Annotated in this window: 12 protein-coding genes; 7 read left to right on the forward strand and 5 right to left on the reverse strand. The window is 69.1% G+C overall.

Annotation, left to right across the window (positions count from 1 at the left end):
* Positions 1–17 precede the first annotated feature (17 nt).
* A complete protein-coding gene (locus BLR21_RS30530) occupies positions 18–1,361 on the reverse strand; it encodes a sugar transferase (protein WP_256335035.1) in 1,344 nt (447 codons plus the stop codon).
* A 338-nt stretch (positions 1,362–1,699) separates the two neighbouring features.
* On the opposite strand from BLR21_RS30530, the gene BLR21_RS30535 reads away from it, so the two are divergent.
* From BLR21_RS30535 to BLR21_RS30555, 5 genes are all read left to right on the forward strand, one after another.
* Entirely contained in the window at positions 1,700–2,524 is an 825-nt protein-coding gene (locus BLR21_RS30535; RefSeq protein ID WP_256335036.1) for a glycosyltransferase, read from the forward strand.
* Complete coding sequence (locus tag BLR21_RS30540; RefSeq protein WP_090011393.1) at positions 2,524–3,858, forward strand: NAD(P)/FAD-dependent oxidoreductase; 1,335 nt, start codon at positions 2,524–2,526, stop codon at positions 3,856–3,858. Before BLR21_RS30535 ends, BLR21_RS30540 begins: the two co-directional genes overlap by 1 nt.
* On the forward strand, positions 3,834–4,790 hold the full coding sequence (locus tag BLR21_RS30545; RefSeq protein ID WP_090011395.1) for a lysyl oxidase family protein: 957 nt from the start codon (positions 3,834–3,836) through the stop codon (positions 4,788–4,790). The genes BLR21_RS30540 and BLR21_RS30545 overlap by 25 nt, the downstream gene beginning before the upstream one ends.
* 448 nt (positions 4,791–5,238) lie before the next feature.
* Positions 5,239–6,261, forward strand: coding sequence for a tryptophan dimethylallyltransferase family protein (locus tag BLR21_RS30550; RefSeq protein ID WP_256335037.1), 1,023 nt, complete (start codon positions 5,239–5,241; stop codon positions 6,259–6,261).
* A 65-nt stretch (positions 6,262–6,326) separates the two neighbouring features.
* Positions 6,327–7,688 (forward strand): tryptophanase, encoded by a 1,362-nt coding sequence (locus BLR21_RS30555; protein ID WP_090011399.1) that lies wholly within the window; start codon positions 6,327–6,329, stop codon positions 7,686–7,688.
* 47 nt (positions 7,689–7,735) lie between these two features.
* On the opposite strand, the gene BLR21_RS30560 is transcribed toward BLR21_RS30555, so the two are convergent.
* Genes BLR21_RS30560 through BLR21_RS30575 form a run of 4 tightly spaced genes read right to left on the reverse strand, consistent with a single transcriptional unit; the run spans position 7,736 to position 11,606 of the window.
* On the reverse strand, positions 7,736–8,344 hold the full coding sequence (locus BLR21_RS30560; protein WP_090011401.1) for a GTP-binding protein: 609 nt from the start codon (positions 8,342–8,344) through the stop codon (positions 7,736–7,738).
* Positions 8,325–8,702, reverse strand: a complete 378-nt coding sequence (locus tag BLR21_RS30565) for a DUF742 domain-containing protein (protein ID WP_030475699.1) — start codon at positions 8,700–8,702, stop codon at positions 8,325–8,327. Before BLR21_RS30565 ends, BLR21_RS30560 begins: the two co-directional genes overlap by 20 nt.
* Positions 8,699–9,136, reverse strand: coding sequence for a roadblock/LC7 domain-containing protein (locus tag BLR21_RS30570; RefSeq protein ID WP_030475700.1), 438 nt, complete (start codon positions 9,134–9,136; stop codon positions 8,699–8,701). Before BLR21_RS30570 ends, BLR21_RS30565 begins: the two co-directional genes overlap by 4 nt.
* A 25-nt stretch (positions 9,137–9,161) precedes the next feature.
* Positions 9,162–11,606, reverse strand: coding sequence for a sensor histidine kinase (locus tag BLR21_RS30575; RefSeq protein ID WP_338061078.1), 2,445 nt, complete (start codon positions 11,604–11,606; stop codon positions 9,162–9,164).
* Positions 11,607–12,396: 790 nt separating this feature from the next.
* Here BLR21_RS30575 and BLR21_RS30580 point away from each other — a divergent pair.
* A complete protein-coding gene (locus BLR21_RS30580) occupies positions 12,397–12,879 on the forward strand; it encodes an AAA family ATPase (protein WP_256335038.1) in 483 nt (160 codons plus the stop codon).
* 469 nt (positions 12,880–13,348) lie between these two features.
* Positions 13,349–14,650: an NsdA family TPR-like regulatory protein gene (locus tag BLR21_RS30585; RefSeq protein WP_090011406.1), complete on the forward strand. Its 1,302-nt coding sequence runs from the start codon at positions 13,349–13,351 to the stop codon at positions 14,648–14,650.
* Positions 14,651–14,675 lie beyond the last annotated feature (25 nt).

Below are 14,675 nucleotides of genomic sequence, written 5' to 3' on the forward strand. Positions count from 1 at the left end.
AGGTGCGAATCGACGTATCAGCGATTTCTCCGACAACACAACTCACCCGCTGTCATCAGTAGAATCCTCAGGTCGAGCCACAACGACCAATTCGCGATGTAGTAGTTGTCGTATCGAGACCTGTCGGCGATGGAGGTGTCACCTCGCAGACCGTGCACCTGGGCTAGTCCAGTCAAGCCGGTCGGAACGCGATGGCGCGCCCAATATAGCTCGTGAATAGCCGAAAACTCGCGAACGAAACCGGGACGCTCCGGGCGTGGCCCCACGACGCACATGTCGCCGCGCAGCACGTTCCAGAGCTGGGGCAGTTCGTCGAGCGAGGTGCGGCGCAGGAACCGGCCGACCGGACCGACCCTGGAGTCGCCGACGACCGACCACTTCACCTGCGAGTCGTCCTCGCCGGACTGCCGGACGCTGCGGATCTTGTAGAGGGTGAACGTGCGGTCGTCCATGCCGACGCGGACCTGCCGGAAGAACAGCGGCCGGCCGCTCTCGACCAGCACCGCGAGCGCGCACAGGCCGATCACCGGCGACAGCACGACCAGGGCGACCGCCGCCAGCAGCAGGTCGGCCGCGCGCTTGATCCACCAGGTGGGCCTGCTGGTCGGCGCCGTGCCGAGGCGCATCAGCGGGTAGCTGCGCAGCCGTTCGATGCCGGGCCCGTCGGGGTGCAGTTCGTACATGCGGGGCACGACGAGCGTCGAGCAGCCGAGCCGGTGCGCGGTGATCGCCGCGTCCACCAGCGGCGAGTCGCGGGTGTGCGAGAACGCGAGCACGACGGTGCCCGCCTTGAGCCGCACGATCGCGTCGGCCAGGTCGCCGTCGACGACCTCGAGCATCGGCGGCTGCCGGTCAGGGTCGGGGCCGGAGTCGGCGAACGCGACGGGCCGCAGCCCGAACTGGGGGTGCTCCAGCATGGTCCTCGCGAGGTTCACGCCGACGTCGCCCGCGCCGACGATGATCGTGCGGTCGCAACGGTCGAACCTGCGCCGGCACCACCGGCCGAACGCGAACACGCACCACCGCACCGGCTCGATGACCAGCGCGAACACGATCATCGCCCACTGCGCGGCGGCGAGGCCGGCCTGCTCGGTTCCACTGATCAGGCCGATGCCGGACAGCAGCGCGAAGGCCAGTGCCGTGCTCGCCGCGGACCTGGGGAGGTCCTGCAGCCACGACAGCCACAGCCGCCGCCGGTAGAGCCGCCAGGTTCCCCTGATCGTGACCACCGCGGCCAGGACGGCGCCGCTCCAGCCCCAGCCGAGACCGCGCTGCGCGCACAGCACGGCGAGCGTCACGGTGTCGGCGAGGACGAGCAGCACCGCGACCGCGTTCACCCGGCTGAGCAGGTCCCTGCCCACCGACGACGGCTTGAGGGGGCGCTGCGGCAGGCGTCCGGGATCAGCCTCGCGCGCGTGAAGTGGTCCAGCTGGAACGGCAACCGCCGAGAATCGCCTCATTGAAAGATCATCCGATCGAAGGAGTTATGGTCGCAGGAGTGCACGAAAGAGTGAATGAACTCTGAGAAATCATCTCTTCGGGTATCAACATCCCTCTTCAGTGTCCCGCGCGAACGCAATTAGTGAGGTTTCGACGTTGTTCCTGCCCTGAACTCACCCAGGGCCGCACTCAAAGCTTTAGCACGCCGTGTCAATAATTCATGCCACCATCCACGAGCCACCGAAGAGGGGGCGCCAGAGTGAGAGTCGACGAACACGGCATCCGGCATTCGGCCGGTGAACCGGTCGCGATCGTGCAGAAGCCGATCCGCACGTGTGGCGACGTGCACGTCGTCCTGCCCGCCTACAACGAGGCCGTGGCGCTGCCGTCACTGCTGGCGCGGATCGCCCGCACCGACCTCGCCGACCGGATCACGGTGTGGGTGGTCGACGACGGCTCGTCGGACGGCACCGGCGACAGCGTGACCGGCGTGCACGGGCTCGACGTCCGCCTGGTGACCCACCCGGTCAACCTCGGGCTCGGCCAGGCCGTCCAGTCCGGACTGCGGGCGGCGCTCGCGGTGGCCGCTCCCGAGCACGTGCTGATCGTCATGGACGCCGACGACACGCACGATCCCGGCGTGTTCCCCGCGATGCTGGCCGAGATCAAGGCCGGCGCGGACGTCGTGATCTGCTCCCGTTTCGTCGAGGGCGGCGACGACTCGACCGCGCCGCAGTGGCGCCGGTTGCTCTCGCGCGGCGCCCGCGTCGTGTTCGGCAAGGTGCTGCACTTCGACGGGGTCCGCGACTTCACCAGCGGCTTCCGCGCCTACCGGGTGAGTCTGCTGCGCCGGGCCACCGCGCACTGGGGCGAGCGCCTGGTCGAGGAACGCGGTTTCGCCTGCATGGTCGAGCTCCTGCTCAAGCTCCGGCACTGCGGGCCGATCGTCAGCGAGATCCCGCTGCACCTGCGCTACGACCGCAAGCCCGGCGCCAGCAAGCTCCGGCTCGGCCGCACGCTGCGGCAGTACCTGCTCCTGCTCACGCGTGACCGCCTCGCGCCCGTGCCGTTCCGGAAGCTCTGATGCCCCAGCGCGTCGTCGTGATCGGCGGGGGCATCTGCGGCCTCGCCACCGCGCACCGCCTCGCCCGCGAGGGCATGGCCGTGACGCTGCTGGAGGCGAGCGACCAGCTCGGCGGCCTCGGCACGTTCTTCACCTCGCGGGGCCGGTCGGTGGAACGCTTCTACCACTGCGTGATGCCGACCGACACGGCGTTGCTGGCGTTGCTGGACGAGGTCGGCCTGCGCGAGAGCGTCGGCTGGAACCCCACCTCGATGGGCATGATCGTCGAGGGCGAGCACCGCTCGTTCAACTCCGCGCTGGACCTGCTGCGGTTCCGGCCGCTGAGCCTCGTGAACCGGATCCGCTTCGGCGTGGTCTCGTTGCTGCTGCGCAGGCTGGGCAAGGGCAAGGACCTCGACGGGATGCGCACCGAGGACTGGCTGCGCGGCCTGTACGGCGACAGGATCTGGGAGCTGCTGCTCGCGCCGCTGTTCGGCGCGAAGTTCGGCGCCGCGTTCGGTGACGTGCCCGCGCTGTACGTGTGGCAGCGCCTGGGCCGCGAGAGCAACGAGTCGGTGCGCGGCTATCCGGCCGGTGGCTACGAGAGCGTGATCGACGCGCTGAGGGCGTCCATCGAGGCGCACGGCGGCGAGGTCCGTACCTCGGCCCCGGTCGGGCGGCTCGAAGCCGGCGAGGACCGGGTGCTCGTCACGCTGTCCGGCGGCGAGACGATCGAGGCGGATCACGCGGTCTCCACGGTCCCGCTGCCGGCGTTGCGGGCCATCGCGGACCCCGATCTCGTACCGCTGCTGCCCGACGTCCAGCTGCCGTACCAGGGCGTCGTCAACACGTTGTTCTTCCTGCGCAAGCCGTTGTCCGGGCACTACTGGGCACCGGTGATCCGCTCGGGCACGGACTTCGACGGCGTGATCGAGATGACCCCGCTGACGGGTTCCGAGCGGTACGGCGACCGGCACCTCGTGTACGTCATGCACTACACCGATCGCGAGTCCGCGCTGTACCGCGAGGACTCCGAGAGCATCGCCCAACGGTGGACCGAGCAGCTGCTGAGCCTCCACAAAGGACTCACGGCCGACGACGTCGACGAGGTGCGCGTGTTCAAGGCGCCGTTCGTCGAACCGGTGTACCCGCTCGGGTACCTCACGAAGCGCCCGGCCGTCGAGGTGCCCGGCACGCGGCTGCTGCTCGCCACCACGGCCCACGTCTACCCCGACGTCACGAGCTGGAACTCCAGTGTCGAGCTCTCCGGCTCGGTGACGGACACGCTCCTGCGCGCCGCCAGGAGTTCCTCGACCCAGGAGAACGCCGCATGGTCAGCAGATTCGGCGCGGTGATCGCAGCACTGGCGATCACCGCGGTCAACCTCGTCTCCTCGCAGCACGTCCAGGCCGATCCCGCGCCGCTGCTGCCCGACCTCCGCCAGGCGCCCATCGGCTGCCCCGGCGGCCACGACGGCTCCCCGCTGCTGTGCCGGGCCTGGGACGTGTGCCTCGTGGAGGACGCCTCGGCGCCGCGCGGCAAGTGCATGTTCCGCGGCGGCAGCGCACAGGCCGTGCGCCTGAGGTTCACCACCTCGATCGACAACGTGGGCGACGGCCCGTTGCTGCTGCACGCGCACCGCGACAGCACCGCCACACCGACGATGAACGTGCGTCAGGCCATTCAGTCCGGTGTGGACGGTTCGATCGCCGGGTCGTACAACGAGGCGCGCCGCGAGACCAGGTCCAGCGCCTACTACGAGCCCGCTCCCACGCACACGCACTGGCACCTGCTCAACTTCGAGTACTTCCAGCTGCGTGCGCCCGACGGCAGCGTGGTCGAGACGGACCGCAAGAACGGTTTCTGCATCGGCGACCGCTACACCGTGTCCGACCGCCTCCCGCGCCGGCCCGAGGATCCGGAGAGCCCCGAGGGCAAGCTCGCACAGCGCCTGGACGGTCACATGTGCGAACACCACAACCCGTCCGCTTTGGACGTCATGTTCGGCATCTCGGTCGGTTCCGGCGACGACTACAAGCACGAGGTCGACTTCCAGTGGCTCGACCTGACCCACGTGAAGTCCGGTGTGTACGACGTCGTGAACGTCGTGAACTCCGACCGTGCGTTGCTGGAGAAGAACTACGACAACAACGCGTCGTCGATCGCGATCTCCGTGCAGTGGCCCGGCGGCGCGGTGAATCCGCCGGGCACGATCGACGAGGCGCCGTCGGTGCGAATGATCCGCAGTTGCCCCGGCAAAGCGAAGTGCGCGAAGCCGAGGGGCTGAACAGTTTCCGCACAAGCCCCGAACGGGGGTGTCCGCGCCGCGGACACCCCCGTTTTTCTTGGGTACCGGGACAAACGGGCGTGATGCGGACGCTTTACCACGTGGGCCGCTAATCGCACAAACCTTACTCTGCGACACCATGAGCGGCCGCGCATAGCACACCCGTACTCGCAGACGCAATTACCCGCGAGAACAGTCGAAACGGTCAAGTCAATAGACCGAGTGGTGCAATCTTCATCACAGCGCAGAGTGTCGCACGCAACCCCCTTGGCTCTTGACCTGGGCATGTGGCGGGTTGAGAGAATTCACTTCGCGATTCCACCCCGTCAGGATTGCGACCCGACCTGATTCCCCGGCCGATCAGGAGTGCCCCATCTTGAGCGCGCCAGTCGTCTCGTTGCACGATTTCGCCATTGGCCAGTTACGCAACCTCCTGCGCGCCGTCGGTTTGGCGGACTCCGCTAATACGGCGACAAAACTGCTGGGTGAGGCATTAGGCCCCGGCTGCCGGATGCCCCTCTCCGCAGTTCCCCATTGGCCCTCATTCGTCGCCGACGACCACACTCCCGTGGAATTCTCGGTGGCTTTGGCCCAAAACGAACGGCCCGCCGTTCGCATGATCGTCGAGTCGCTCGCCGAGCAGCCCGGCAGGCAGACCAACCTGGCCGCCGCGCTCGGCGTCCTGGACCGCCTCGCGGACCGGCACGACCTGCGGCTCGGGCAGTTCGACCAGGTGCGCGACCTGTTCCTGCCGGACGACCCGCAGGGCGCGTTCGCGTTCTGGTACTCGCTGATCGTCCAGCCGTCGGGCACGCCGGCCGTCAAGGTCTACCTCAACCCCGAGGCGCGCGGCCGGGACAGCGCGACCGGCCTGGTCGCGGAGGCACTCGCCCGGCTCGGCCTGGACTCGGCGTTCCCCGTCGTCGCCGAGCACGGGTTGCGGCGCGAGGGGCTGGACCGGTTCTCCTTCTTCGCCCTCGACCTCACCGACGAGAACCGCGCACGGGTGAAGACCTACGTGTCGCACGACGACGCGATGGCAGCGGACGTGGTGCGGGCCGCGGCGGCGACCCCGGACGTCGATCCGGCGCTCCTGGCGGACGTCTGCGAGCTCGCCCGCGGCGGCGACGGGGCGTTCACCCGGCGCCCGCTGATGTCGAGCTACACGTTCCTGTCCGGCGACACCGACCGGCCCAGCGGCTACTCCCTCTACATCCCGGTGCGGGACTACGTGCAGGACGACCTGGAGGCGTGCGCGCGCGTGCTGGCGATCATGGCGCGGTGCGGGCTCGACACCACGCCGTTCGTCATGGCGCTCGCGAGCCTCGTCCAGCGGCCGCTCGGCGACGGTGTGGGGCTGATCGCCCACGTGTCCCTGCGCCTGGGCCGGCCGAAGCCCGGCGTCTCGGTCTACCTGTCCTCCGAGGCCTACGACGTCACGCCACCCCGCACCACCGCACTATCCGCTTAGGGGTCTGTTCCATCGAACGAGACCGATGGAACAGACCTCATCGCTGCACCAGGAAGGCCACCGCCGTGGAGCCGTACCGCATCAAGGTCGTCGAGCCCATTCCCATCACCACCCGCGAGTACCGGGAACGCCGCTACGCCGAAGCCGGGTACAACCAGTTCAACCTCACGGCGGAGGACGTCACGATCGACCTGCTGAGCGACTCCGGCACCGGCGCGTTGTCCGCGGAACAACAGGCCGCCGGCATGCGCGGCGACGAGACGTACGCGGGGTCGCGGTCCTGGTTCCGGTTCCGCGAGGTGACCGAGGAACTGACCGGGTACCGGCACATCCTGCCCGTGCACCAGGGCCGGGCCGCCGAACGGATCCTGTTCAGCGCCTTGCTGAAGCCTGGACAGCTCTCGGTCAGCAACACGCACTTCGACACCACCCGCGCGAACGTCGAACTGGCCGGCGGCGTGGTGCGGGACCTCCCGTCGCCGGCCTTCGCGGACCTCGACAGCGACGAGCCGTTCAAGGGCAACATCGACCTGGTCGCACTCGAGGAGGTGCTGGAGGGACCCGAGGACGTCGGCCTGGTGCTCATGACGATCACCAACAACGGCGGCGGCGGGCAGCCGGTGTCGATGGCGAACCTCAAGGCCGTGCGGAAGTTGTGCCGCAGGCACGACGTGCCGTTCATCCTCGACGCGGCCCGGTTCGCCGAGAACGCGTGGCTCGTGACGCAGCGGGAGGAGAAGTACCGCGGCCACAGTCCACGTGAGATCGCGAAGAAGGCGTTCCGGCTCGCCGACGGCTGCGTGCTGAGCCTGAAGAAGGACGGCATCGTCCACATCGGAGGGATGCTCGCGCTGCAGGACACCGACCTGGCCAAGCGGTGCGAACTCCTGCTGATCGCCACCGAGGGGTTCAGCACGTACGGCGGGCTGTCCGGCCGCGACCTCGACATGTGCGCGCAGGGCCTCCTGGAAGTCACCGATCCGCTGTACCTGCGCGAGCGCGCCGCGGCTACCGCGTACCTCGCCGACTGCGCGCGTGAGGCCGGTGTGGACAGTGTGCGGCCGGCGGGCGTGCACGCGGTCTACCTCAACGCGGGCAGGCTGCTGCCCCACATCCCGCCGAGCCGCTTCACCGGCCACGCGCTCGCGTCGGAGCTCTACCTCGCGGGCGGAATCCGTTGTGCCGAGGTGGGTTCGCTCTACCTCGGCGACATCGACCCGTCCGGCGACCTGATCACGCCCGCGCCGTTCGAGCTGGTGCGGCTCGCGATCCCGCGCCGTGTGTACACCCGCAGCCACCTGGAGTACGTGGCGGAGACGCTGGCGGGCATCGCCAAGGATCCCGAGCGGGTGCCCGGCTACCGGCTCACCGAGGTGCCGCCGATCCTGCGGCCGTTCCGGTGCCGGTTGGAGCAGGTCAGGTCGTAGCAGTGACTGAAGCCCTTGGCGCACAGCACCAAGGGCTTCAGTTCGTGTCAGGCCATCACGTCGAGCCGGTTCATCGCGTGCTCGATCACGCGGACCAGCACCGCCTTGCACGACTCGCGGTCGCGGGCGTCGCACAGCACCAGCGGCACCGTGTCGGCGACGTCGAGCGCCACGCGCATCTCCTCCGCCGTGTAGGAGTGGCTGCCCTGGAAGCAGTTCACCGCCACGACGAACGGGATGCCCCTGCGCTCGAAGAAGTCGATCGCGCCGAAGCCGGCGTCGAGCCTGCGGGTGTCGACCAGGACGACGGCGCCGATCGAGCCGATCGAGAGCTCGTCCCACAGGAACCAGAAGCGGTCCTGACCCGGCGTGCCGAACAGGTAGAGGACCAGTTCGGGGTTGATCGTGATGCGGCCGAAGTCCAGCGCGACCGTCGTGGTGGTCTTGCCCTCGACGCCGTAGAGGTCGTCGATCTCCTCGCCGGCCTCGGTGAGCAGTTCCTCGGTCCGCAGCGGGGTGATCTCGCTGACCGCGCCGACCATCGTGGTCTTGCCGACGCCGAAGCCGCCGGCGACGACGATCTTGACCGACGAGGGGACGAGGAGCTCTTCCCCGCCCTGCCCGGAACCGGGCCGATCAGATTGCACGGACACCATCGAGCACCTTCTGGAGTAGGTTCAGGTCGACCGGGGCCACCGTGGTGGCCGGGCCGCTGGTGATGACGTCGCCGCGCTGGATGAGGTCGCTCAGGAGCACCTTCACCACGACGAGCGGGGCGTGGAGGTAGGCGGCGACCTCCGCGACGGACAGCGGCTTCCGGCAGAGTTTGATGATCTCCAGGTGCTCTACCGACAACGTGCCCTGCTCCGTCGTCGTGCGCAGCGCCCGGACCTGGGTCGTCAGGGTCAGGTCCTCGCCGGCGGGCTTGGGCCTGGTGCGGCCGCTCACCATCGCGTACGGGCGGACCATGGGGCCCGCCGCCTCGTCGTACCACCAGTCGGAGGAGTTACTCATGACAGTCCGAGGGGGTTGGGCATCCTCGGCGACGCCAGTGTTCTCGGCGCCGACGAGAGGTACGCGCCGACACGCTTCACGAGCATGTTCATCTCGTAGGCGATCATGCCCATGTCCGCGTCCTCGTCACCCACCACCGCGAGACAGGCGCCCTGTCCCGCCGCGGTGACGAACAGGTGCGCGCGTTCCATCTCCACGATGGTCTGGCGGACCTGTCCCCCTCCGAAGTGCCGTCCGGTGCCGCGAGCGAGGCTCTGGAACGCGGACGCCATCGCCGAGAGGTGGTCGGAGTCGTCCTTGGATAGCTCGGGAGAGTGGGCGAGCAGCAGGCCGTCCGCGGAGAGCACCACCGCGTGCCGGGCACCGACCACTCTCGCGACGAGGTCCTCCAGCAGCCAGTTGAGCTCGGGGTGCCCGCCGGTCAGGTCGTCCACGGAAATTGCCCTTTCGGTTTCGTGATCACGGTTCCACGACGTCGTCGGCCTGGCGGGCGCTACGCGTGCCCTGCTGGAAGGCGGACATTCCGTCGCGGGTGCGTTCCGCCCGTTCCTCGGGGTCGAACTCCGCGAGTTCGGGCATCGGCCGGGGTTCGTCGTTGGCCAGCTGCGGTACGAGGTGCTGCTGGCGCCTGCGGCGGGGCAGCTCCGGCCGGGTGTTCTGACTCGTCGCCGCCTCACCTTCCGCCGGGTCGCCGACCGGCCAGACCCCGGCCAGGCGGTCTTCCCGGGGCAGCTCGATGTGTCCGCTGCTGCTGTCCAGGTCCCTGTCCGGGCCTGGGGTCAGGTCGTTTCCCACTGCCCTGCCGGCCCAGAACTCGTCCAGCTGGAAGGTCTCGGTGGACCTGTCGCCCAGCCGGGGGTCGTGCACCAGGTCGCCCTGCATCGGGACCGAGGCCTCCAGGGCCTCCGGTGACCGCGAGGCCTGCTGCAGCGCCTGCTGGCGGAACGTCGGCTTGGGCATCTGCTGCGAGTCCGCCGGATCGGCCGCGCCGACCTCGCCGACGATCAGCTCGGACGGGATCAGGACCAGCGCGATGGTGCCGCCGGACGGGCAGTCGCGCAGCTCGACGTGGATGTGGCGGCGCGCGGCCAGCCGGGCGACGACGAACAGGCCCAGGCGGGACTCGCCGCGCAGCCTCATCGCCTCGAAGTCCGGCGGCGCGGTCAGCATCTTGTTGTGCAGCTCGCGGTCCTCGGGCTTGATGCCGAGGCCGTGGTCCTCGATCTCGATGACGAGACCCTGCGGCACCTCGCTGCTGTGGATCTCGACCTGCGAGCGCGGCGACGAGAACGACGTCGCGTTGTCGACGAGCTCGGCGATCAGGTGGATGGTGTCCGCGACGGCGGCGCCGACCAGCGCGACCTCGGGCACCGGGTGCACCTTCACGCGGGCGTACTGCTCGGTCTCCGCGACGGCGGCGCGCACGACGTCCAGCATGCGCACGGGCTTGCGCCACTGCCGGCCCGGCTGCTCGCCGGTGAGGATGATCAGGTTCTCGGCGTTGCGGCGCGCGCGGGTGGCGAGGTGGTCGAGCTGGAAGAACGCGTCGAGGTGGTCGGGGTTCTCCTCCTCGCGCTCCAGCTTGTCGAGGATCTTGAGCTGGCGGTGCACCAGGCCCTGGTTGCGGCGCGCGATGTCGAGGAAGACCCGGTTCACGCCTTCACGGGTCTGGCTCTCCTTCACCGCCGCGGCGACGGCGGTGTACTGCGCGGCGTTGAACGCGTCGGCCACCTGCCCGATCTCGTCGTTGCCGTAGTCGAGCGCGGGCACCTCGGCGGCGACGTCGACGTGCTTGCCCTCGCGCAGCCGCTCGACGATGTCCGGCAGGCGTTCGTGCGCGAGCTTCAGGGAGTCGCTCTTCAGGCTGATCAGGCGGACGATCAACGCCTTGTTGACCAGCCGGTTGGAGACGCGCACCGCGACGAAGATGCCGGCGATGACCGCGATCAGGGCGATGAGGCTGCCGATCAGGACGGTGGTGAACTTCTCCTTGCCGTTCGCCATGGCGATGTTGACCGCGCCGGTGGACTGCTCCTGCACCATCGTGGTGAGTTCCTGCGACACCGCGCGGGTGGCGTTCTCGTAGTCCGCCAGCGTGACCTGCTGCCCGACGGGCCGTTCCGCGTTCTGCAGCAGGCGGTTCTCCAGGGTCACCAGCTGCTGGTACGGCGCGCTGCCGGTGAGCTGCTTGAAGTGCTCGCGCACGTTCGGCAGCGCGGTGGGCTCGATGACGTTGAGCGTGAAGTGGTACGCGCCGACCAGGCTGACGAACTCCCGGTGCTCCTCGGGCGTGAACCTGCCCGTGACGATCGCACCCGCGGCGACCGAGCTGGACCGCGACATGGCGTCGGAGGCCTGGAAGTACTGCAGCGCACCGAGTGCGCCCTGCACGGTCTCGGCGTCGGGCACGATGCGGGCCTGGGTGCCGAACAGCGAGCCACCGGCGTCGAGCACGCTGTTGTAGTAGCGGTAGACCTCGTCCTTGGACGTGGCACCGGACTCCAGGCGCTCACGCTGTTCCGGCAACTGGTCGAGCAGGCCATTGAGCTTGTTGATGCCGTCGACGATCTCCTGCGGTGCCTGGGAGGCGAGCTCCGCGAACGCCGACTTCATCTGCTCGACGTCCTTGTCGGTGTCCTGCTGCTGCTTGAGCAACGCCGACGTGCTCGAGCCGGCCCGGCTCAGGCTCGTCATGGACAGCTCGCGTTCCTTCTGCAGCGACGCGAACGACTGGACCGCGGGGATCGACGCGTCCCGCGCGCCGGAGGCGACCAGCTGGAGGTAGAGCCCCTCGAACACCGTGTAGGACGAGAACAACGCCCACATGGCCAGAAGGACGACGCTGGGAACCACCACGACACCAGTGAGCCGGGAACGAATTGTCTTGTAATTCGTCTCAGGCACGTTCTTCAGCTTCACAACGCTCCACGACCACCCGAATTGGCGACGGAAAGATAACACCACATGATCAACATGACCAACAGCGATGATCTTGAGGGGGTGAGTGCAGAGTACTCAGTCGGATGCACAACGCAACACCCCCCTTTCGTGGTTCAGTCAAGGCCGTTGTGGTGAAGGAACATGCTCTCGCGGGCAGGCCGGACCTTCGTGACCGAGCGGGCGAAAGGATGCCGAGCTGGGCTTTTGCCAACTGAACTGTGGAAACGCGGCGCTATTGACCGCGAACTTGACAGCGACGCAGGGCGTCTTCTACGCCGAACGGAGCGCAACCCGGTCGTCGCTATCCGTCACCAGCACTTATTCGGGAATTCGCATGACGATCACTGCGACCGGCCGTGATCAGCACAGGTCCACCGCAGTGGCCTCGGCCACAGCCGTACGGACGACATGTGGGGCGGCTCAGCCGCAGGGCCGGATCTGCGCGTTTCCTGCCTGATTTCTGCCCGCACCCGCCCGCGCCCAATCCGGCAAAGCGCGCGACTCTCCGATACCCGGCCGCTCGATTCCGGCGCGGGCCAAAAACTTTCGTCCGGTTCGGGCGTCTCCGGAAGTCCTCCGACGACGATGAGGCTCGGCGGTTGTCCTTCTGCCTGACCGGCGAGCACCTCGCGCGACACGGTGAATCAGCCCGCGACGGACAGTGACTACCGCTACGGTGGGTAGGTGCTTGCAGCGTGGGGGGCAGGCAACGATCGCGGGGCGCGCGTTCACCGCGTGATCCAACCCCTCTCACGTGGCGGGCGTGCTGCTCGACGCGGCGGCCGTCCATCCTGGACGGAGCGGCCGGAGTCAGCTGCGGATGGCGGCGACGCTGTCCGGGGTGCCCGCTCGCCGGGCCGACGAGGTGCTGGGGCCGGCCGACGCCGCCACCCGCAAGATCGGCAAGTACAGCCTCGGCATGCGCCAGCGGCTCGGCATCGCGCACCCGCTGCTCGCCGATCCGCCGTTGCTCGTGCTCGACGAACCCATCAACGGTCTCGACCCCGAAGGCATCCGCGCGGTGCGCAACCTGTTGCGGGGGCACGCTTTCCGGGGCGGCACCGTGCTGCTGTCCAGCCACTTACTGTCCGAAGTGGACCAGACGGCCGACCGCGTGCTGGTGATCGGCGGCGGGCGCATCGTGGCGGACGGGCCGCTGGCGAGCCTGACCACGTCCTCCCGTTCCCGCGCGGTGCAGGCCGTGAGAGCCGCGATGCAGGCCAGTAGTGCGGTGTAACGGATCGTGCGCGTGCCCATGCCGCTCAGTTCAGCACGTCCGTGATCTTCCGGCCCCGGTTCGGCGCGGTTGACCGGGTGCACGACCGGGTGACGCGTGATCAGGAGGGCGCGCCCGTCCAGTCCCTGTTCACTCTTCGGTTCCTCTTCTCCCCGTTTGTCTGTGGCGGCAGGACTGAGCCCCCAGCCCCGGCCTGCCGCCACACCCCCCAGAAACCGGACGACGTGTTCCGTGCCGTCCGGAACCAGCATGTCCCGCAACGGTTCCGCGGGGCAGGGGTCTCCCGTCTCCCGATCACGAAGGCGACGGGAGACGCCTGGGATTCGGCCGGGCGGCGGATCAGACTCGGAGGCGGCCAGGCGTCCGACGACGCCGGCGCTCCGGGGGACTGGGCCTGCGACCAGTGGCTCAGTAGTCTGCAACGGTCGATTCACCGGCCGCCGGGAGCGGCGGTCGAGGGCGGGGACGAATGGCTGAGCAGTCGGATGTCTTTGGGGTGGAGCTGCGGCGCCTGCGCACCGCGGCGGGCCTGTCGCTGGCGGCGCTGGCGCAGCAGGTCCACTACAGCAAGGGCTATCTGGGCAAGATCGAGACTGGCTTCAAACAACCAGGTGTTGATCTGGCCCGGCGCTGCGACGCGGTTCTCGGAGCCGGTGGACGTCTGGCAGCCCTGGTGGACCAGCCCGCCCCCGCGAGCCCGCTCGCTGCCGTCGAGGCCGACGGCGACGGCGAAGTGTGGGTGATGAGCATGGCTCCGGACGGGTCGAGCTGGATGGTTCCGATGCCTCGGCGCGAGGCGATCGCGACGGGCGCCGCCTCGTTGCTCGGGCTGACGCTCGGGACTCCCCGCGCCGCCTCCGCGAGCGCGGCCCACGACGGCACGCTGACGGCGTTCCGCTCGCTGTTCACCGAGGTCAGGAAGCTGGGGCAGACGACGAGCCCGAGTGTGGTGCTGCCGATGGTGACGGTGCACACCCACACGTTGCGCGGCATGGCCAACGGCGCGCCCACACCCGTTCGCGAGCAGCTGCTGGGGCTTGCCGCCCGCTACAGCGAGTACGCCGGGTGGATGGCCCAGGAGGCCGGTGACGACCGGGCCGCGATGTGGTGGACCCGCAACGCCGTCGAGATGGGCGCCGCGGCCGGTGACACCGAGATGGCCACGTACTCGTTGATCAGGCAGGCGTTGATCACGCTCTACCGCGAGGACGCCGCCGGCACCGTCGACCTAGCCCAGCAGGCGCAGGCCGCACCGGGCACCTCCGCCCGCGTTCAGGGGCTGGCCGCGTTGCGCGAAGCCCAGGGCCACGCGCTGGCCTGCGACTACGACCACTGCAGGCGGGCGCTCGACCGTGCCGCCGTCCTGCTCGCCAGGGCGGACACCGCCGACGGCATGGTCATGGGCTCGGCCTCGGTCAGCGGCGCCGACCTGATCAGCCTCGTCGAGGCCTGGTGCCTGCACGACCTGGGCCAGTCCCGCCAGGCGGCGGACGTCTTCGACCGGCAGCTGGCCCTGGTGCCGGACAGCGCCCACCGCACCCACGCGCGCTTCGGCGCCCGCCGCGCCCTGGCCTACGCCTCGGCAGGCGACATCGACCACGCCAGCGCGTTGACGGCGAAGGTCCTCGACGCCGCGGACCTGGTCGACTCGGCCACCGTGCGCCAGGACCTCAAGCAACTGGCCCGCCTCCTCGGCCGCGAACGCAGGCACGCCGCGGTCAGCGAGGTCTACCCCCGCCTCAACACGGCGTTGCGCAGTCAGCTCCACTGACGATTCACCGAACACCAGCACGATG

The organism is Lentzea albidocapillata subsp. violacea, from assembly GCF_900100275.1.
Classification (GTDB): domain Bacteria; phylum Actinomycetota; class Actinomycetes; order Mycobacteriales; family Pseudonocardiaceae; genus Lentzea; species Lentzea violacea.

Excerpts from the sequence above, each read along its gene's own strand:
- BLR21_RS30565 (WP_030475699.1), bottom strand. The coding sequence starts at position 8,702 with ATGAGTAACTCCTCCGACTGGTGGTACGACGAGGCGGCGGGCCCCATG.
- BLR21_RS30540 (WP_090011393.1), top strand. The coding sequence starts at position 2,524 with ATGCCCCAGCGCGTCGTCGTGATCGGCGGGGGCATCTGCGGCCTCGCC.
- BLR21_RS30585 (WP_090011406.1), top strand. The coding sequence starts at position 13,349 with ATGGCTGAGCAGTCGGATGTCTTTGGGGTGGAGCTGCGGCGCCTGCGC.
- BLR21_RS30560 (WP_090011401.1), bottom strand. The coding sequence starts at position 8,344 with ATGGTGTCCGTGCAATCTGATCGGCCCGGTTCCGGGCAGGGCGGGGAA.
- BLR21_RS30545 (WP_090011395.1), top strand. The coding sequence starts at position 3,834 with ATGGTCAGCAGATTCGGCGCGGTGATCGCAGCACTGGCGATCACCGCG.